This window comes from Paenibacillus sp. BGI2013 (genome assembly GCF_002843485.1).
GTDB classification, from domain to species: domain Bacteria; phylum Bacillota; class Bacilli; order Paenibacillales; family Paenibacillaceae; genus Paenibacillus; species Paenibacillus amylolyticus.
In genome coordinates this window covers 1-20,759 of sequence record NZ_PJFA01000001.1, presented here as the reverse complement: position 1 = coordinate 20,759, position 20,759 = coordinate 1, and the positions used below count along the sequence as shown (strand labels likewise).

Annotated in this window: 19 protein-coding genes; 1 reads left to right on the top strand and 18 read right to left on the bottom strand. The window is 46.1% G+C overall.

The genetic code is table 11. The features are described 5' to 3' along the window. Positions 1-11: 11 nt before the first annotated feature. The 4 genes from CXK86_RS00100 to CXK86_RS00085 form a co-directional block, all read right to left on the bottom strand. Entirely contained in the window at positions 12-875 is an 864-nt protein-coding gene (locus CXK86_RS00100; protein ID WP_017689719.1) for a carbohydrate ABC transporter permease, read from the bottom strand. A 2-nt stretch (positions 876-877) separates the two neighbouring features. Further along, complete coding sequence (locus CXK86_RS00095) at positions 878-1,789, bottom strand: carbohydrate ABC transporter permease (protein ID WP_076327396.1); 912 nt, start codon at positions 1,787-1,789, stop codon at positions 878-880. A 75-nt stretch (positions 1,790-1,864) separates the two neighbouring features. Beyond that, positions 1,865-4,792 carry an extracellular solute-binding protein gene (locus CXK86_RS00090; protein ID WP_101313287.1) on the bottom strand — a complete coding sequence of 976 codons (2,928 nt, stop codon included), beginning with the start codon at positions 4,790-4,792 and terminating at the stop codon, positions 1,865-1,867. A gap of 126 nt (positions 4,793-4,918) precedes the next feature. After that, positions 4,919-6,298 (bottom strand): ABC transporter substrate-binding protein, encoded by a 1,380-nt coding sequence (locus tag CXK86_RS00085; protein ID WP_101313473.1) that lies wholly within the window; start codon positions 6,296-6,298, stop codon positions 4,919-4,921. Between the two features lie 693 nt (positions 6,299-6,991). On the opposite strand from CXK86_RS00085, the gene CXK86_RS00080 reads away from it, so the two are divergent. After that, positions 6,992-8,029, top strand: coding sequence for a LacI family DNA-binding transcriptional regulator (locus CXK86_RS00080; RefSeq protein WP_017689723.1), 1,038 nt, complete (start codon positions 6,992-6,994; stop codon positions 8,027-8,029). A 118-nt stretch (positions 8,030-8,147) separates the two neighbouring features. On the opposite strand, the gene CXK86_RS00075 is transcribed toward CXK86_RS00080, so the two are convergent. The 14 genes from CXK86_RS00075 to CXK86_RS00010 form a co-directional block, all read right to left on the bottom strand. Further along, complete coding sequence (locus tag CXK86_RS00075) at positions 8,148-9,326, bottom strand: DUF4272 domain-containing protein (RefSeq protein WP_101313286.1); 1,179 nt, start codon at positions 9,324-9,326, stop codon at positions 8,148-8,150. A 247-nt stretch (positions 9,327-9,573) separates the two neighbouring features. After that, on the bottom strand, positions 9,574-10,794 hold the full coding sequence (locus CXK86_RS00070; protein ID WP_101313285.1) for an RtcB family protein: 1,221 nt from the start codon (positions 10,792-10,794) through the stop codon (positions 9,574-9,576). A 178-nt stretch (positions 10,795-10,972) separates the two neighbouring features. Continuing rightward, positions 10,973-11,395, bottom strand: coding sequence for a hypothetical protein (locus CXK86_RS00065; protein WP_076318269.1), 423 nt, complete (start codon positions 11,393-11,395; stop codon positions 10,973-10,975). A 108-nt stretch (positions 11,396-11,503) separates the two neighbouring features. Continuing rightward, positions 11,504-11,938, bottom strand: coding sequence for a GNAT family N-acetyltransferase (locus tag CXK86_RS00060; RefSeq protein ID WP_076318268.1), 435 nt, complete (start codon positions 11,936-11,938; stop codon positions 11,504-11,506). 43 nt (positions 11,939-11,981) lie between these two features. Further along, on the bottom strand, positions 11,982-12,407 hold the full coding sequence (locus tag CXK86_RS00055; protein WP_101313284.1) for a GNAT family N-acetyltransferase: 426 nt from the start codon (positions 12,405-12,407) through the stop codon (positions 11,982-11,984). Positions 12,408-12,423: 16 nt separating this feature from the next. Then, a complete protein-coding gene (gene pgsA / locus CXK86_RS00050; RefSeq protein WP_036610288.1) occupies positions 12,424-12,954 on the bottom strand; it encodes a CDP-diacylglycerol--glycerol-3-phosphate 3-phosphatidyltransferase in 531 nt (176 codons plus the stop codon). Next, positions 12,954-13,499 (bottom strand): ClbS/DfsB family four-helix bundle protein, encoded by a 546-nt coding sequence (locus CXK86_RS00045; protein WP_101313283.1) that lies wholly within the window; start codon positions 13,497-13,499, stop codon positions 12,954-12,956. The genes pgsA and CXK86_RS00045 overlap by 1 nt, the downstream gene beginning before the upstream one ends. A gap of 198 nt (positions 13,500-13,697) precedes the next feature. After that, complete coding sequence (locus tag CXK86_RS00040; protein WP_101313282.1) at positions 13,698-15,623, bottom strand: ABC transporter permease; 1,926 nt, start codon at positions 15,621-15,623, stop codon at positions 13,698-13,700. After that, positions 15,620-16,375 (bottom strand): ABC transporter ATP-binding protein, encoded by a 756-nt coding sequence (locus CXK86_RS00035; RefSeq protein ID WP_076327097.1) that lies wholly within the window; start codon positions 16,373-16,375, stop codon positions 15,620-15,622. Before CXK86_RS00035 ends, CXK86_RS00040 begins: the two co-directional genes overlap by 4 nt. Positions 16,376-16,491: 116 nt before the next feature. Beyond that, positions 16,492-17,496, bottom strand: coding sequence for a sensor histidine kinase (locus tag CXK86_RS00030; RefSeq protein ID WP_101313281.1), 1,005 nt, complete (start codon positions 17,494-17,496; stop codon positions 16,492-16,494). After that, positions 17,493-18,182, bottom strand: a complete 690-nt coding sequence (locus CXK86_RS00025) for a response regulator transcription factor (protein WP_036610298.1) — start codon at positions 18,180-18,182, stop codon at positions 17,493-17,495. Before CXK86_RS00025 ends, CXK86_RS00030 begins: the two co-directional genes overlap by 4 nt. A gap of 189 nt (positions 18,183-18,371) precedes the next feature. After that, positions 18,372-19,136 carry an SDR family NAD(P)-dependent oxidoreductase gene (locus CXK86_RS00020; RefSeq protein ID WP_101313280.1) on the bottom strand — a complete coding sequence of 255 codons (765 nt, stop codon included), beginning with the start codon at positions 19,134-19,136 and terminating at the stop codon, positions 18,372-18,374. 49 nt (positions 19,137-19,185) lie between these two features. Further along, positions 19,186-19,932, bottom strand: coding sequence for a class I SAM-dependent methyltransferase (locus CXK86_RS00015; protein ID WP_180361719.1), 747 nt, complete (start codon positions 19,930-19,932; stop codon positions 19,186-19,188). Between the two features lie 191 nt (positions 19,933-20,123). Beyond that, the gene (locus tag CXK86_RS00010; protein ID WP_036610305.1) at positions 20,124-20,507 is read right to left on the bottom strand and encodes a VOC family protein; all 384 of its coding nucleotides are present in this window, start codon (positions 20,505-20,507) and stop codon (positions 20,124-20,126) included. Positions 20,508-20,759: the final 252 nt, after the last annotated feature.

Below are 20,759 nucleotides of genomic sequence, written 5' to 3'. Positions count from 1 at the left end.
ATCATTCCCCCTTAATCCTTCATGCCCGAGCTCGCCATCGTCTCAATGATTCGGCTCTGAGAGAAAATAAATAGCGTGATCGGCACACTCATCAAAATCAGTGCTACCGCAGCACCCGCTCCTGCCCGGGATATTCCGCCCTGAATAATCTGACCTGCTGCATAATGCAGGGTCTTGAGCTGCTCGCTGTAGATGTACCCATTGCCATCACTGCCCCATAACATCTGAAACAGTAGAATGATCAATGTAAGCCAGGCTGGCTTCACATTGGGCATGACAATGGACCAGAAGATCCGGTATTCACTGGCGCCATCAATCTTGGCTGCTTCCAGCAGTGCATCCGGGATCTGCTCCATGAACTGTTTCATCAGATACAACCCGAGTGAATAGGCAAATGCCGGAATAATGACGGCCCAGTACGTGTCGATCCATCCGAGCCATGACATGATCATATAGTTCGGAATTGCCGTTACCGCAGGTGTGAACATCAGTGACAGTACGACCACTTGGAACATGAATACTTTGCCCGGAAACTTGTGTTTGGCAAGTGGGTACGCCGCTGCGGAAGCTAGCAGCACATGGCCTACGATACCGATGCCTGTTATAAACACCGTGTTGAATATATAACGTGAGAACGGCACCCACGAGTCACTCAGCAGATTCAGCAGATCTGTAAAGTTGCTGAACGTGGGATTTTTGACAAACAGCGTTGGTGGAAAGGTGAAAATCTCATCCAATGGTTTAAATGCATTGTTGATCGCATAGATCAACGGTAGCACCATGAAGGCACCAAAAACGAGCAGAAGAGCAAACAGGGAGAGGCTTCCCGATAGCGAGCGATTCACCCGCTTTTTGCCTGTCGCAATTGCAGCCATAGCTATTCTCCCACCCTTCGAAGCAGTTTCTGGACCAGCAAGTTGGTGCCCACCATAATCATGAACAGCACGGTGGCAATTGCTGATGCATACCCCATCTCAAACCGCGTAGTACCAAAGTCGATCAAATGGGTCACCACAGTCTCTGCTGCATAGTTCACACTTGGGAACCCGGCCAGCGCGATCGACACATCGGCCACGGCAAACGAGGTTGTCAGCTGAATGACTGCGCCGAACATCAACTGTGGACGCATCGAAGGCAGGGTAATGTACCATAGTTCCTGCCAGCGATTCTTGATCCCATCCACCGCTCCCGCTTCGTACAATGTCCGGTCCACCGTCTGCAAACCAGCGATAAAAGCCAGAAATCCCGTTCCGAGACTCAGCCATAGCTGCACGAGAATGAGAATAGGCATAATGTAGGCTTCCGTCTTCAGCCATTGGATCGGCTCCAACAGAAAACCCCATTTGATCAACAGCCCATTGGCAATACCATAACGATCTCCCGAGAAAATCATCAGCCAGATAAAATACACATTGCCCGAGATGGAGGGCGCGTAGAAGATCAGCGTCATGAACGCTCTCCATTTCGGTGTTAACTCATTAATGATCCACGCGAAGACAAAACAGGCAATATAACTGATCGGCCCGGTAATGATGGCAAACAGCAACGTATTCTTGATTGCAATCAGGAATACATCATCCTCCAGAAACAGGCGAGTGTAGTTCTGCCAGCCAATAAAACGCGGGAATTCCAGCATGTTAAAGTAGGTGAAGCTGAGTATGATCGAGATGACAACCGGAATCACGGTAAACATGAGGAACAGGAGCATATAAGGTGCAAGCAGAACATAGGAATGTTTGCTGGCCTTCATTTCCTGGATCTTCCAGCTCCACCACGATTTCATGCCCATCCTTGACGCTTTCTCAGGAGGACTGTTTTGTCCGTCTCGGAGTGATATTTGTGGCACGATTAACCCTCCCTCTGCTTACGGAAGACCAAATTCATTACGTTTGACTCGAATCTCGTCCTGAATATATTGGGTATAATCCATGATGGATTCCCTGGCTTCCACTTGGCCAACAACGGTTTTGTAAAATGCATTGAACAGATGGCGGCCTGTAAAATAACCACCGGGTACTTCAGGAATGCCCTTCACCGTTTCGAATTGTGCCTTGAGATTGGCGTAATCCTCCGCAGGCCACGGCAGGGAATCCAGCGCCTTGATGTTGGCCGTTGGATAACGGGCAGCGGCACCCATCAGTCCTTCCATCTCCCGTCCGAATTCCGCCTGAATCGGTGTGCTGGTCCACCACTTCATGAACTCCCACGCCGCATCCTGATCCTTGGCACCCTCCAGCATCATGACTGCGCTGCCTCCACCCGGTACGTCCCGATTCAAGGTACCATCTGCTTGAACGGTTCCCGGGACAGGAACGAATCCCCATAGTCCGCGAATCTCCGGTGCAAATACGGACAATTGGTTGTACATGGTGTAATCCGTTAGTCCGATAGGCATCTGTCCTGTCCGGAAACGGTTGGCAAAATCATATTCCCGCTCTAACTTGTAATCGGTATAAAACTCCGTCCACTGCTTGAACGTCTCAATTCCGATCCTTGAATCCAGATCCGACTCCTTGTCATCGTTACGATAGAAGGCGCCGCCGTTCTGAAGCAGCATCGTGGCATACTGAGAGTTCGGCGGAATATTGACACCCTGCATATTCGCTTGGGTCACAATCGGCATACCAAATTCCATATGATTTTTGCTCAGAATCGCGAGCAGAGCTTCGACATCTTCCCAGTTCTGAGGCACTTCAAGTCCGAGTTCTTCGAGCACGTCTTTACGATAAAACAGCATGTTAAAAGTTTGCGTTTCCGGCAGGGCATATACGCCTGAATCATAGGCATACGGCACGATTGCACTTTCCCTGAACTCCTGTTCCACGGTGCTATAATCACTGAATTGCGTCAGATCTACAGCCGAGTTCCGCATCGCAAAGTTCACCGGCAGATCATTGCCGATCTGCATCGCTACATCCGGACCTTCACCGGACAAAGTCGCTGGCAGCAAGGTTCCCATATTCACCAGCTTCAGATTCACGTTAATGCCACTGTCTGGTGTGAAGGTCTTGTCAATCATCGCTTTCATCGTATTCGCCTGGTCACGTCCGCTACCAATCCAGACTGTTACCGTACGCTGATCTTCCGATGTCGCTACATTGCCGATCTGGTTATAATCAATGAAGAACGAATGATAGAATATCTTCGCTTCATGACCAAGCTTGGCAAGTGGCCCCATACCTGTTCCGGGAATATCTTGGTCAATCGAAGTGACGTACAGTGCGTCAATCTCAAGGGGCTGCTCTCGTGCCTGCTGCACCCATGTGCCGAGACCGCCTGTATTGGTTTTGTAAGCCGCAAGCCGTCTTGGAATGGTATCTGGCTTATCAATCATCTCGTCCAGCTGCAGCGCCATCGTCTTAATCAGCGCTTCCTGATCACTGGACTGTCCTGACAGGAGACGAAGCTGTGCAGCCACGTCCTTGAGACGTTTACTTTCTCCGCTGAACACTTCCAGCAGGTTCGGAATCTGTTTTTCCACCCGGTAATCCCGGAATTCATCAGGCTTGGTGCCTGTAATCATCAGAATACGTCGGTACATGGAGTTCAAGTTGTACAGACTGTCCTCCACATTGCGGATAAGCGGTGCGAAGTCCCCGAGGCTGTTCTCCAGCCGCAGCACATGTTTTCCTTTTTCCATGTGAAACTTGTATGCTTCTTTGCCGCCCATCACGTCAATACGATAGTCACTCTGATAACGGAAAGGTGCTTTCGCCATCTCTGCAAACGGAACTTCACCATCGATGGTCAGTTTGCGTGTAGAATAGATGCCTTTGACAAAATTCTGCTGAGCGGTAAAACCGATATGATACAGTCCACTTTCCGGCACATCCACTTCCCATTCAATCCATTGTCCTGGCAGACGCCAGTTAAAGCCGCCAATCGTATTGATGCGTACCTGGGAAGCGCTATAAGGAGATACAGCAGAACTTGACCTTTCGCTGGTCGGGTATAACGTAGGTGAAGATTTGGCAATCGCGGCTTCTCCTTCAATGCGAATCAGTACATCCTTCGGCTGCCCAGAGGAGTCCGATTGTTGTGCCCCTGCAGTCTCTGTGTAAGGAACAGCTGTCTTCTCATTGAAAAGACGAATGGACCGAATCACCATGGGTTCACGCGATGATTTTAGCGTTAGCGTGTGTTCCCCTTTTTCCAAATAAAACTTGAATGGAGTCTGTTCGTACCCGTCGGAGTCCTGAAACGTTTCTTCCAGCCAGCGTGGTTGCTCCACTTGTCTCGGGCGAAGGTCATTGCCTTGGTTATCCTGTTCAACGACATCTTTCTCATTCGCCCATACCCGGTCAAACTGCAAATAGGCGGCTTCCGCAAAAGGAAGTTCACCATCAATGTACAATGCACGCTCAATGGCCGAACTCTTGCCTTCTACGGGAAAATAGATTGCGGACAGGTTATACAGCCCGGTCTCCGGCACATTAATCGTCCAATCGACTTGTCCGGTCTCTCCGGTATGGAGAGATACACCATCCATTCCTTCATAATTAGTCAGTTTGCGGACGTCTTCACCTTCGGCTTTTATGTAATCTCCTGCTTCAATGGTGATGTCCACATTCGGCTGTGTAGCCTGATCCGTTCCGGATCGATACTGTTCGTATCCCTTTTTCTGCCGGGTCTGCTGCAAGACTGCATCCACTTCAATGGCAGGCAGACTGCCAGGTGGAATGTTTGCACTCTTTCCATCAGCGCCGGAAGTTACATATAGAATGATGCAGGCTGCCGCCACGATGAATACTGTGGACAATATCCATGTCTTACGTTGTAGAATTCCAGCCATCCTACGAGTCCTCCTCATCAAGGCTGATGCCAGCAATGCCGATTTGGTGGTTCAGGAAAAGGGGCTCCGTGCAACATTGCCGACACGAGCCCCCCTGCCTGAATCGTTTGCTGGTGATAAGTGTTGTTATTGTTTGCCGAGTTTATCAATTGCAGCTTGTGCCTGTGCCTTGTATTTCTCGGCTGTTGCTGTCACGGAAGCATTGTTTTTGATGATATCGTTCACATAATCCCCGAAAGGGTATCCTGTGTAGGCATCATCCAGCAAGATGCGGCCGGTTCCAGCGATGTGCTCGCGAATGATCGCAATATCCTTCTCGTCGGTATAACGACTCTCCAGATAATCTTGACCTGGATACTCTTCAATCTGCGGGATGTCGAAGGTCTCTTCATAGATTTGGTAGACGATCTTTGGATCTTCCACACCTTTTGGAATGAACTTCGCTGATGCTGCATTGTTTGCATACGTTACCCCTTTGCTACCCTGTGGCCCGTTCGGAATCGGCACAACACCAACAGCAAAGGTGAGATCGCCCAACTGCCATTCAGCAGCGGTGAACAGAGCTACATCTCCATCTTTGAACGTATTGCTTTCCTCCCAATTGGTTTTGTCGCCGGTTTTGACCTTCACGACATTTTCCACGTTATACAGGCGTTTGACGAATTCGGCAGCTTCAATCGTTTTCGGATCGGACAATCCTTCTTTGCTATTGGTATCATCCACGATCGTTCCACCATTGGCTGCGGTAAAATGACGAACGACATCAAGCGCCCAGCCAGAAAATCCGTATACGTCAGTTTTGCCGTCGTTATTGGTATCTTTGGTTGCCTGTTTGGCAAGTTCCATGAATTTGTCCCAATCCCATTTGCCTTGGTTATACAGTTCTTGAGGATCAGGCAAAGATAATTTTTTGAACAAGTCACGGTTATAGTGAAGTCCCAGACCAATGCTGGTTGGAGATTCGAAGGCATATTCGTTGCCTGCAATGGCAGGAAATTTTGCAATCAGGTTAGCCTCTTGGTTGATGTTATTCTCAGGTGTAGTGAATTCGGAGATGGGCAATAGTTGCCCTTTGAGGATGGCGGGTAATGCGGATTTGTACTCCATCTGAACGATGTCGGCGAACGGTTCGCCAGCCAGTGCAGACGTTGTGAATTTGTTCATGTATTCTTCAAAAGGTACGTTAACAAACTCCAGTTTTACGTTGTATTTCTTCTCGACCTCTGCAATTTTATCAAGTCTGGCCTTATCGGAGGCCGTCTCTCCCGCCGGTTTCAAGTCCCACCAGGCCGCGACCTTGATGACACGCCCACCCAGATCAGGCACATTAAGCACAGCTTCTTCCGCTTCGCCCTCTTTCTCTGTCTCAGCGACCTCGGTGCTGTTACCTGAGTTCGTTGTTCCCTCTGCTTCGGTCCCCGTCTGCGCTGTCCCCCCACCACTGCAAGCGGATACAAAAAGCATCACGGCCAATAACATCAGAGGCAGAACATTCCATCTTCTCATCATGATTTTAACAACCTCCCCGAATGTGTATACCAATCATGGTTCACCCTAAATCATTAACCCCATTCATCAACCAATCGAAAATAAACAACCACCACCATTTGTTATTTTCTTGTTTGTTTTTGACAAACAAAATTTAACACAGCAAAATGTAAGCGTCAACATTTTTGTTGTTAACATTTTCTAATTTCTCTGATAAAATTCTGATTAAGCTGTAAAATGCCTGTATCACAGCTTATTCAATATCCTGGACTCTAAGTACAAACATATTAAACCATGATTCTAACTTTGTTTATTTTGTTATTTTTATAAAATAACAAAATAATAATTAAGCAGACAATTTTCGTCATACTATCTGAAAATATGCTTACCGTCACGTTGAACGTTCATCCTAAAATACTGTGCATCACTAACATTTTGAATTCTCTGTCCGTTATTAGATTAAGAGAAATACATCATGTTATACTAGGGCGTGTCTTAAATCTCACTTAAGGGCATCTTTCACCGCCTTTTCGCCCCCTGCTGCGTCACTTTCTCTTGACGTACCCCGGTACGCCTGCGAAAAAGTTCCTGGCCTGGAACGAAAATTCGGCAAAATCTGCTCCTTTCGGAGTTATAAGATACGCCCCGGGATCAGTTGGATATCGCTCCAAATAAGGAATACGGCAGAACTACGAGTGTAAGGATGGTATGATGAAGACAAAGGTAACAATTCAGGAGATTGCACATTTTACGGGTTTGTCGAAATTCGCGGTGTCACGAGCTTTGTCTGGAAAATCGGGAGTTAGCGATCAAACGAGGGATGTCATTCTCAAGGCCGCTGGCAAACTTGGATATTTCAAAGATAACAGCATGTTGTCTGGTGAACTGTATAACAGCCATGAACTTCAGGAACCAAAGAACACACGTTCAAGCGGAACGATCTTGATTTTGTTCCCCAATGTTCGGTACCAAAATCAAGACTCCGTATACTGGGGCCCCGTCTTTAACGGGATCTCTTCCAAGCTGAACCAAAAAGGGATTAATATTCTGACCTTAACGGAACCCTCAGCAGACCAGCTATTTACCCTACTCAACCCGGATGCCATTCGAGGGATCATTACCGTTGGCTCTATCTCGACCCCGATTCTGCTTGAAATCAAACGGCTCAGTATTCCGGTTGTGATGGTGGATCATCTGGACCCTGTTTTTCACAGTGACAGCATATTCACCGATAACTTTGCATCCATGCGAGAGATCATGCTCTATTTGCTCCGCAAGGGTTTCAAAACATTCCAGTTCGTTGGCAATATCGGGGATGCTCATAGCTTCTATGAACGCTGGATTGCGTATACTTCTGTGCTTATGGGTCATGGGATGGAAATACATCAGATTCCCGAGCTGAGTAATCAGGCATTGGATGAGTTCCGCCAGACGTTCACTTCGGTGATCAGTGAGGATAACCTGCCTGAAGTGTTTGTATGTGCGAATGATTTCTATGGGCTATACACCATAGAAGCCCTTGAGAGTATGGGTATTCGTGTACCCGATCAGTGTGTTGTCACGGGATTTGATAATCTATACGACAATATCCCATTACTTGCCACAGTTAATGTGAACAAGGAGTTGCTCGGTGCGCGTGCAGTGGATCAGATGTTATGGCGCATTGCGAATCCAGAGAGCAACGTCGAGAAAAAATTAATTCTTGCTGACGTCATTATCCGTGAACAGTTTGGCAGACATAGTGGGTAATATGGCAGAATATCAAATACCCTTTAACCGTATTTGTGCGGCTAAAGGGGTATTTGCATTGTTGTATGTTGTGTAATGTTTATTGTTTATTTACAATAGGCCGTCACATCATCCCGTTCTACGTATCTGTACGCACATCATCCCACGCCAGATCCAGATAACAGATCAGCCAGTTCAATGCACGGTGACGTTCATAAGCCACTCCACCATTCAGGCCAGCTGGAGGTGTTTTGTCATTCACACGACTATCCACGCACACCCAGTTATAACGGTAGATCAGATCTGCTTCATCCAGAATCTCGCTCTTGTTACGCAGAGATGCATCGGAGAGAAAGTCGGTAAAACTATCCTTCTGTTGCAAATAACCGACATCCTTCCCTACGTTACACAACTCCGTTGGTGCAGCCAGTTCCTTCACATAACCAAGCGCCCATAACATTACGTGGTAGGCTTCATATCCCCAAGAGAAGGAAATAATCTCCTGCTGCTCTGCTCCGTACTGGTCGATAAACCTCTTCTCTACGGGTGAGAAAAAGGAGTCAGCCTCATACTTGTCGATCACTTCCTGAACCAGTGCTGCGGTATCATCCGCACTTTCGCCGGCTCCCAGACACTCACCCTTAAGCGCGGCAAGACATAGGGCAACCGCACGGCGCGCAACTTCCTCTTTACTCCGAATCGTGGTGTGCTCATCTCCGGCCCTTGCGGGCAAGTGCGCATTATACGGAATGCCTTGTTCAGTCAACAGTTGCTCTGAACGCGCTTTACGTTGAATGCCAGACTCCGACTGGGGGCTGTCACCGTCAAGGAAACTGGTGTGCGCTGTCACCGTGTAATCCTCTACCTCAGATTCTCCATTCACATCCAGCAATAGCTTACCTTGTGCGTTCAGCAGAGATCCACCTCCCCAGAAGATAACAGCATCCAGCGCATCAGCCAACCGTAATAACTCGCCGAAGAATTCTTCCGAGATATCCTCTTCCGTCTCAATACCAACCACCATGTTCAATGTGGAACATTTGATCAATACCTTTTCCTGTAGCGAAGCATTGCGCCCTTTAATCTGACCCAAAAATCCAAGCATCCCCTGAATCATTGTCGTAAATTCCTCAGGATGTGTCTGGCTGGTCATGATATTAAAGCCTTTGGTTTTCTTACTGAGCCATTTTTTCTGAGTCACTTGAATATGGGTCTTGTCTTCCCGGCGTTCAATCGTACCCTCGGGGTAAATGGATTGAACCAGTTCATACAGCTGATCCAGGTCAAACTGAGAGCTATATATCGCACAATTTCTCATGAAGTTCACCCTCTCTATATATAGTTCAACTAATGAATATTTACACTGGCACTCCGATGGCAGAATAACTTTCCGATCGCTGTTATCCCCAGATTTTTTTATTCCTTTTTTTGAAAGGGGAAATCCGGTGATAGCGTATGCTTCCGATGTAGCTTTCTTTTAGAAAGCTTTTAGGCGAACGCTCCGCTTCTTCAAGTTATTTCTGCCCTCTCCGTTATCGTGTAAATGTTCAGTTGAACATATATGACTAATCCTTGTACGGATCGAATTCATTACCTCCGGCCATGGCGACACCAACGGGACGCAACACATGGTTGATTTTCAGCGTATTCGCATGTGCGTTCAGCACGTCTTGCAGTTTCTTGTACACAAACGGACTTTCGTCTGTGCCCGCTCCCCGCAGTTCGACACCATAGGCACGAATCGCCTCATGCATCTGTGCTTCGCTGATCTCGCCACCCATGCGTGTGCGCAACTTGTAATTCATTTTGCCAGCCGCCTGGGTTCGGCTCATCTTGCGCCCTGCCCCATGTACGGTGCTGCGGAATGACTCGGTATTCTCCTCGCTGTGGATCCCCTCCACAATTACCGAGATATCACCCATACTCCCTCCGACAAAACCGAGTTGCCCGGGTGCCAGTGGCGTTGCACCTTTGCGAACCACAACTACCTCTTCACCCATGTGTTGTTCCTTCCAGGCAAAGTTGTGATGGTTATGTACGGCGTATTCAGCACTTGCCCCCAGAATTCCGAGCACCTGTTCAATGACATAGTCACGTCCTGCATAGGCGTATCGGCCCGCCAAAGTCATTCCATCCCAATACATATCACCCATTTCGCTGTTCAGATCAAACAACGTAGGCGGTTGATCCATGGATTCGCCAGGCGCTTTGCCACTGAACTGACGTCCTGCCGCAAGGTTAAGGAACCCACTCGCCACTTTATGACCGAACCCGCGGCTGCCAAAATGATTTGCGATCCACACCTTTCCCGTTGCATCTTCTACAAAAATATCCACGAAATGATTGCCACTGCCTACGGTTCCGAGTTGGTTGCGTGCAAGTGTCTTCAGCTTATGTTGTAATCCCGGTTCAATGGTATCAAACAGCTTCCAGCTCGCGTCGTCAAACAGTTCATGATCCACGGGTGTTGGATTGTTACGACCCACGCCGAAAGAAATGGTCGAATTAATGTCATCCATGATCGTTACAATCCGATCCCGAATATCGTCCCACATCAGATTTGTGCGCACAGCCTTGTTGCCACAGGCAATATCATATCCGACACCTGACGGACTGATCATATTCCGATAAGCGACAACACCACCGATGGGTTGCGAGTAACCTTTGTGATGGTCGGCCATCAGAGCCACACCCAATACATCTCCATATTGCGAGCAAGTCACCGCCTGACTTACGGCGTTCTCCAGCGGCTCCCCCCAGACTTTAATGTTATCTACGATACGCATAATTGTGTTAACCTCCTATGTACTTTTTTTTGAAAATACATCTTTTATTTCTATACTGTTGTTCTCATTAGTTTAACAAAGATTAGCGTGGCTCGAAACGTCGCCTTACTTTAGATCACCAATTATTTACGCATAAAAAAAGAGAGCTCAGCTCCCTTTTCTCACGGTTGGTTCCTATTCACTTCTTGCTAATCTTAAACTTGAACGCCCAAGTCGCTGTGTTACCAGAATATCGGCCTCTGTTCTCGGTCACCACCACGGAAAGTGTCTTGTTGGTTGATTTGGAGAACGAAGATAGTTTGACGTTGGTGCTTTTATCCCCGTAATCGGGAATTTTGTCCTGTTCTTCGGCGATGGCCTCCAGTTTCAACGTACCCGTGGATTTCAGGTTTAAGGTGACTGACGAACCCTCTTCCAGATCTTTGCCGTTCACACTTGCTCCGATGGCCCACTCATTACCGACAGAGTTATTCTCGACAAGCTCTGCGCTCACCAGCGTCACGGTTACCTTTACCGTTTTGGCGGCAGCATAGGAGGTTGGGGAACATACGGCGAATACCAGGCTCAGAACCATGAAAACATTAGCCCATTTTTTGAACACGAGAGTGCCTCCCTCTTATTCGTTTCTTTTGTTAAGACTATGCCTTATTCGCCGTGTTCCTTAAGTAATCCTTCCACTTGTGTAAGAAATTTTCACTTGAACTGTCTGTTAAAGATGCTTTCGGTAACCCTGAACCTTCTCATCCTTGAAACCTAACTTCTCATAAAATATATGTGCTTCCTTACGCTGATCGCCAGACACCAGAATCATGTAACCACAACCCATATCTTTTGCAATCCGCTCAATCTGGAGCATTAACCTCTGCCCAATGCCCTGCCTGCGTACCTGATCCGATACAATCACATTCTCCACAACCATGAACGGTTTGCATGGCCCTACCAGATCCATACACTCAACCCCCATAACGGACCCAACCAGTTTGCCATTGTAAAATGCCCCAAGCACATGATAATGGCCATTCTGCTGTATGTAATGAAACATCTTTTTCATCTGCTGTTCATTGGTAGGCATTCCCATCAACTCATTGTATAGCTGGCTTAGTGCCGGTAAATCTTCAAGTTCGATTCCTTTAATGGTAACCATCATAACCCTCCTGATTTTTCCTATTTCGTATGCTTTGTCTGTCTTAAGTGAGGTCCTTTTTAAAATAATAATGACTGTGTCCAGTCGGTGCATTCTTGATCGTTGTGATCAATTGGTAGCCATGTTTCTTGTAAAATTCCGGTGCTTGATAGGAGAAGGTGTTCAACATGACAAAATCACAAGATTTCTCTCGCGCAATTCGCTCAACTTCAAGCAACAACTGTGAACCATATCCCCGATGCCGTTGTTCAGAATCCACCCAAAGAATATCAACCTCCAGCCAGTTCCAGCAAAGTGTGCTAAGCACACCTGCAACAATCTCGCCGGTCTCATTTTTGATATTGAAATTCAGTTCTTCGTACCGATGCCTTAATTCCTCGCTCACATGTGCAGCATTAAATGCGATAAGTTGCTGGCGAACATACTCTGAATCCTCTGAAGTACTTGGATTAATATTTATTGGGGACATCTCCTAATCACTCCTTTTATCTCAACAGTTTATAATTTACGATAATGTAATTCATTCCGGATAAGAGAGTAACGCCTGTTGCAACCCATAGTAATGCCACATCCACTCTGATATCAGTCAACAAACTAAACGGAACATTATTCAACAAAATGGCAATGATCGCTGCCACCTGAAGCACCATTTTGATCTTACCATATCGATCCGCTGCAAGAGCAATGCCCTGTTCTGTCGCTACCATTCGCAATGCAGTAATGACAATTTCACGTCCTATAATGATTACAGCAATCCATGAACTGATCATATTCTCCTGAACCATCATGACCAGCGCTACCGCAATCAACAGTTTATCCGCCAGTGGATCAAGCAACTTTCCCAGATTCGTGATTTGGTTATATTTCCTCGCCACATATCCATCCAATTTATCCGTACCTGCCGCTACTGCAAATATAATTAGTGCAATCATCACGCTTTGCTGATTGAGAAAACAGATCATAAACAATGGAATCAACGCGATTCTAGCCAACGTGATTTTATTTGCCAGATTCATTAGACATCTATTCTCCCCTCATCCATGTTGGCTAAGTGACCTTTTTTCCATTTACGTAATCGGGTCCGAAAGGATTTAAAAGGAGCTACCGAATTAATCTGGATCCACTTCACCATAGCCCACCTGGGCTTTGTTCCCGTCCACTGTCTCATCCCTTGTACAAATAAGTCCTCTTCACTAAGGGAGTCAATCCAGTTCTGCCATTGTTGTTCTGTCTCCCGAAACAATGAGCGTAACTCCTCCAGCGTACAACCTGAATACTTTTCGTAAAATGATTCATTTAATGACCCTAGTTGGTTCCATTTATATCCTGGTGCCGGCATATGGAATTCATTTCCCAACTGTTCATTTCGCTCCCAATCCATCACCAGGTTCATCCATCCTAACTGGTAGGCGATCATCTGGGCAGGCGTCTTGTCCACACCTTCAACCCACTTATCTCTGTCGCTGTTATGGATGTCATTGAACTCACCCTCAAACAATTCATAGGTGCGTCGAATCGTCTCACGTAACTCTTTCTTCGAGGCATATAGAACTCCAGGCACGCTACTCCACTCCTCTCGTTTCACCGTTATACATGAATCAGAAGCATGGACTCTATCATCATTTCGACTCAATTCCATAATCATCCTTTTTTTCATAAAGCTATATTTATTTCTGCAAGAAAAAGGGCAGTCTGTAAACAATACAGCTGCCCTTTACTCAACCTATTTTGCTATATCAGCATACTCGTGATCCCAATTCTACAAAGCTTCCTTAATCACCCGTTTATAGTACCACACAGACAACAGACCAAAGATCGAATATAACAATGTATAGACTATCATGACAATGACCGTAGGTGTCGCCAGCTCCGTACCAAAGAAAAACCAACCTGATTTCACGGCAAAGTAACTATGACTCAGCCCCACCATAAGCGGAATACCAAAGTTAAACAACTGCTTGATCTGAATTCCACGCAACAGATTGCCTTGTGTAAATCCGAGTTTTCGCAGAATGGTATAATTACCCTTCTCTTCTTCGCTCTCATTCATTTGTTTAAAGTACAGGATACATCCCGATGTGATCAAGAACGTCAAACCCAGGAAACCAACAATGAACATAATCAGTCCCATATTATTACGTTGGTTATTTCTGAACTCAATCTGGGAGAAGCTCGGTGCTTCCAACTGTAGCTCCTTATATACGGCATATGCCTCTTCAGCCTGCCCCTCATTCAGAATACGTACACCATAGTAATCCGCCCACTCGGATTTTTGCAACTCGGGATCGAGATCCTGCCGCAACTGCTGGTATACCGTTTCATCTACTACCGCTACAGGCGTGCCCCCAGAATAGTATCCAGGAAGAACCCCCTTTTGGGTGGTTCCGATCAGTTGTTGGTCTAGCGTTCGCTTCAATCCATGCAAGACAATTGGACCTGTCTCCTGAATGGAAATCAACTGCTGAATGGCATTTCCGTATCCCATGAAGACCACTTCGCCTGGTTGCAGATCAATGTTATCTACCATCTTGTCACTCAACACACTACTGAACAGGTACTTTTCCGTCATGGACTCATCCATCACTTTATGAGCATCAATTTCAATATAAATGGGCTGTCTATGCTCCTCTTCATATGGAATCTGTTTGTGTTCCAAATCCGTTACAAAGCGATTTTTCACATCAACCTGAGCAAAAGAGAAATCCTCCGGCAAGCTTTCTTTCGCCTGAGCCTCTGCGGAATAATACGAAATGTAACTGAGTGACAGCATGCCAATAGCAAGCGCCGATACGGTTGTAATAATTGTAAGCAGCAATGCATTGGACTTCATGCGGAACATGATTGAAGATAAAGACAACACCTCATGAATGGATAGGTATCCGTTTTTACTTTTGCGAATCAGATTAAAGATAAAACTTACCGAACCCTTATAGAACAGGTATGTCCCCAGTATGACCGAGAAGAGAATCAGGATCATCGTATACATCAACTGCTGCATATCCATTGCCTCACCGCTGAACAGCCGTGCAGACATGAAGTATCCATACACAATCAGAGCAATGCCCAAGACGCCAACAATCATCTGTCCGACAGACATCTTCTGCACCTGCTGCTCCGAAGTGGCCGACACCCGAAAAAGTGAGAGAATGCTCTGTCTCTTGATAAAAGTGTAGTTCATCAGCATGATGAGCAGATACATGATCGTAAAAACAATCACCGTTTGCATCAGTGCCATCGGAGAGAAGTACAGTTTCGTAATCGCATCCACACCGAGAATTTTGAACAATATCATCAATACCAGCTTGGACGCAAGAAACCCAATTAACACACCGATAGCCATGGAGCCAAAATAAAGAATACTATTCTCCGCACTCAAAATGCCAAAAATCCTGCCTTTCGTCAGTCCGATCAATTGAAATAATCCAATCTCTTTGCTACGCCGCTTGATAAAGATCGTATTGGCATAGAGCAAAAAGATACCAACAATGACGATTAACAGTACCGAAGATGCGCCTATAGCCGCCGCACCTTTTGTTGAAGCAGCCACCTCATCCATGGAAGGATCATACTGTAACGTCACAAAGGAAAAATACAAGGCCACACTGAACACAAGCGCAAATACATAGAGATAATAATTCTTCAGATTTTTTCTGAGATTGCGGAAGATAATATAATTCAAGCTCATTGCTGCACACCACCCAATACGCCCTGGGTTTTGATAATATCGTTGAAGAACGATTGCCGTGACTCGTCTCCTTTATTCAACTGGGTGTAGATCTGACCATCTCGAATAAAGATCACTCTGCTGCAATAACTTGCGGCAACCGGATCATGGGTAACCATAATAATAGTCGCTTTTCGTGCGCTGTTCATATCACTTAACTTGCCGAGCAGATCCGAAGCGGACTTGGAATCCAGCGCTCCTGTCGGCTCATCCGCAAAAATGATACTCGGCTCGTGGACAAATGCTCGTGCTGCCGAAGTCCGCTGCTTCTGACCCCCTGAAATCTCAGATGGATACTTGTCTTTCAACTCGTAGATTCCCAGTTCACGTGCGATCTGTTCAAACTTGTGGTGTGCCTCCTGTTTTGGAATGCTCGTAATCGAGAGCGGTAATAATACATTTTCCTTCACCGTAAGGGTATCCAGAAGATTGTATTCCTGAAAAATAAAGCCCAGATGATGTTTGCGGAACTCAGCCAGCTGTTTCTCCTTCATTCCGGTGAATTCCTTGCCCTCAATATCAATCGTGCCCTGGCTCACCCGATCAATGGAGGAAAGTACATTAAGCAGCGTTGTTTTACCCGAACCCGAAGGCCCCATAATACCAACAAACTCTCCCTTGCTTACCCCAAGATCAATCCCCTTCAGCACTTCCTGTTTATTTAATTTATTACCATAGACTTTATGAATTTTTTTGGCTTCCAGTATCCACATATCCCACTCACTCCTCTTAGATCTTCTGCAAAATGCTCGTGTCTATATCATAGGCGGAATGTGCAGTGTTATCGTGTGATTCACCGAACAAAACCAAAAAGCATGTGACATTGTTGTCACACGCCTGCAAAATGCACCATGTCGTTTTTTCGCGGAAAAGTAAGTGTGACGATTGTGCCCTCGCCAAGAGAAGATTCTACATGAATGTTCATATGAAGCGTCTGGACCACCTGACGAACCAGATACAGCCCCATCCCGGTAGCCGCCCCATCCATTCTGCCTCGGGTGGACGTAAATCCTTTATCAAATATACGCGGCAGATCTTGAGTCTCAATCCCTCGCCCGTGATCCTGAATCATGAGTATGATGTGTCCATCCTGTTCCCAACTTTCAATGAGGATGTCCGATGAATCGCTATATTTGACCGCATTACTCAACAACTGCCGGAGGATGAAGCCTAACCATTTGCTGTCTGTGAGCACGCGCGATACCATTAAAGACACATCAAAGCCAATGCCTTTGGAAATGCACCACGATTTCAACGCTCGTATCTCGCTATTCAATACTGGTTCAAGTTCCGTCTCTTCGATGAACAGATCATTATGCATAAACGGAATACGCTTCTGATGAAGCTGCTGATCCAGCAACTGATGAATTCGTAACCATTCATATGTCATTTGGCTCTGTAACTTGTCATCTGGCAAGCGCTCGATCATCAGTTGCAACGCAGTCAGTGGGGTCTTCACCTCATGAATCCAGGACAACATCTCGTCCTTCTCCTGTTCCAGAGCGATAAAATGATGTGAAGACTCCTTACGATACCGCTGTGTCTGGGAACTGACGGCCTCATGTACAATCTGCTCATATGGACTTTCGGCGATATCAAGTTCTCCCAGATCATAGGTATGATCCCAGATGCTCAACTTTTTATAGAAACGGGTCTCTTTCAGGTATCTCGCCCAGATAAAAACAAGGCATACAACCACATTCAGTCCTACGATATACACCACAGATTGGAATGGAATGGACGAGTCCAGGTAGGCCACCAATAAAATAATAAGTTGCATGCTTACCAGTAGCCATAACCAACTAGCCCTTTCTCGTATGTACTTTCCGATCATGCTTCTGCCTCTTCCGTTGCCATGTACCCCTGCCCTACTTTGGTTTCAATGTAACGCTCCAAGCCGATGGGTTCAAGTTTCTTCCGTAACCGATTAACGTTAACCGTCAGCGTATTGTCACTCACGAAATGCTCATGATCCCACAAGCTCCGGATGAGGTCCTCACGGGTAACAATCTGATTTTTGTGCTCCACCAGCACTTTAAGGATAAACATCTCATTTTTCGTTAACAGGACAGATTCATCCCCGCAGGTCAGTGTATTTTTCACATACTCAATAGTGGCACCGCGCCAGGTTCGAAGTTCAATATGCTCTGTATTATAGTTATACACCCTCCGCAAAGTCGCTTGGATCTTGGCAATCAATACATCGAAATGAAAAGGCTTCTGGATAAAATCGTCTGCACCCAAATGCATGGACATAACCATATCCGCAGGATGATCCCTTGAGGACAAAAAGATAATCGGCACATTGGAGTGCGAACGAATGATCCGGCACCAATGGAACCCGTCATATTGGGGTAACTGAATATCTATAATGACCAGTTGCGGCTGAATTACGCTGTACTCCTGCAATACCTTTCCAAAATCCTGCACACCATACACATCATACGACCATTGGGACAAACGTTCCTTGATTTCACTGAATAACGACTCGTCGTCTTCAATGAGCATAATTTTAAACAAGAGACTTCACCACGTTTCTGATCTTCTAAGGTTGAATAAGGTAATTAGACTCCGTTGTTGAAGGATCACCTTTACCGTAACGTATCGTTCTTCCGATCGCTGATTCCAGTGTACAGGGAAGTTGGGCTTATATCAAAAGGTATCCATACTTCGTAAGAAAACGAGCTGAAAGAAGTATCGTATATCATATTAGCTCTCAACAGTGTGTATACCATGGCTTGCATCACTGTTTTCGTCCATCCGCTCGATCAACTGCATCGCTACGTCTCGTGGCGATCTTAATTGTCCTGCTTCATATACTTGATTGAACATACCTGCAAGGGCGAACTCCTCTGCACTTTTGCCTCGTGCAACAGCCTGCAATTCCGTATCCACCATCCCCGGATCAAAAGCAATAATCTCAACAGGGTTCTGTTGGCCCGTTTGCTCCAAAGATACGCATTGGGTGAACATGTTCATACCTGCCTTGGATGTACAGTACACTGCCATTGAAGGCGCGGGATAACTTCCCGAACCCGATGAGAGATTGACAATTTTACGTCTGGCGGACAGATGATTTGTTTGTTGAATAAAAGAGGAACTTAATATCATTGGTGCTGCGAGGCTGATGTTAAGACTCTGACTTATCTCTGCCGCACTGCATTGATCGATAGGTTTTAGAGGCTCCAGCATCGCTGCATTATTAATGAGTCCAATGAATTCAGCTTCTTGAGAAGGTATTTGGTCCAATATGCGTGTAATCAAATCATCGATCCCATTCAGGTCGGCAAGATCATACTGAACATGGCGGTAACGCCCGCTCCATTCCTCGCTTGATTCCGACAGATCCGAACCCCCGCGTGAAATACCGTAAACGTAATCCCCCTTAGCCAATAATAACTCTGCAAGTTGTAAACCGATCCCTTTGGATGTGCCTGTAATAATAAAGTGTCTTTTTCCTGTTTCTGTTCCCATTACGATACCACTCCTCCTCTATTTTCAATGCATGTTTATTTCACTATTCTTACGAGTTTTTCTTTCTCCACAACGTGGCCCAGAGAAAAGGTACACCAAAATACGGTTCATGTTGCTCCAGCGACTTCATTGCACGGAACTCCACACATTCAAAGCCATCTTCCAGCATGTAGCGAAGCTTCTCCTCCGTGAACGCAAGACCACCGCGCATCGACTTCTCTTGATACACCTGCCAATCATTCATAACGATCTCAGGCCCACCAATATCGCCAAAACCAGGAGCAAAACAAGTCATTCCAAAGTATCCTCCAGGCCGGAGTGCATTGTGGATCATCTCTATGTAGGGAATGCGCTGATGTGGCAACAGATGGTGCAGACAACCCGAGTCGTAGACAAGATCATATTCTTGCTCTGGGGACAATTCGAACACAGATCGACATTCAAAATGCACGTCCAGTTGCTCCTCTGCCGCCCTCTCTTTAGCCCAAGCAATAGCTGTCTCCGAAAGATCATAAGCATCTACCTGATATCCTTGGCGGGTTAAATACAACGCATTTCTGCCCGGGCCACACCCCAGTTCCAGTGCCTTGCCGCAGCTCAGCAGACCTGCGTTCACATGTTCTACCAGATTCTCATCCGGTTTGTTTGGGAAAAAGGGTATTGGTCTGTTCCGATCCTCATAGAAAGGTTCCCAAAATTGCTTGGCAGATCTGAAGTCCGCATCGAGCATATCATATAGGTCCTGTACACTTTTAATCGTCTTTTCCACAACCACATTCCTCCTTAACTGCTCCATCCAAACTTTCATTTCCGACTTCATTCCTCATCATTTTCAATAAATCAGCCACACTCTATTATAACATTTTTACCCAGTAGTTCTCTATTTTTCTTGTGCTTTTCTACTCCAAAACAGAAGCTTTTTCCCAACAAAAAAACGACCGACATGAATGTCGATCGCTTACAATCGTTGGGGTTTTGTGTTGTAACTTACTTTGCCCGTTCCAAGACTGCAAAGTAATTTCCTTCATTATCAGCAAAGTTGAAGACACGCCCCGTTGGCATCTCGACAATCTCTCCAACCGTTACATGTTTACCAGCCAAGTCGGCATATAACTGATCCAGATTTTCGGTGAAGAACATTAACGAAGGTGTGCCCAGATTTACACCCGCCGACATCCGCTCCACAAACTCCTTGTCATGAAGAATAATGCTCGTCTGCGAATTTGGGGTAGGCGCAATCTCAATCCATCTCATACCCTCGTCAAGGTTTACTTCATCCACAATGTGGAACCCCGCAACTTCCGTCCAAAATGCCAGTGATTCATCCTGATTGTTGACATACAACATAATCTGGCCGACTTTGCTAAACATGCATCATTCACTCCTCTGATCATCTAATCTCTCAACATCCTGTTTATCATTCCTCAAATTCCAATAGAGTATAACATGCAGGACAGCTTTTTTATCATCTTTCTTTGCAAGTACTAACTACACATTGGTCATACCCCTGTCAAGTAGACAGATGAAAAAAGCTATGCTGCCAGCGCGCATCGATATTCAATCGGTGCGCGCTGTTTGAGTTTGGCTTGAAAGCGTCGGTAGTTGTAATTGTACACGTAATCT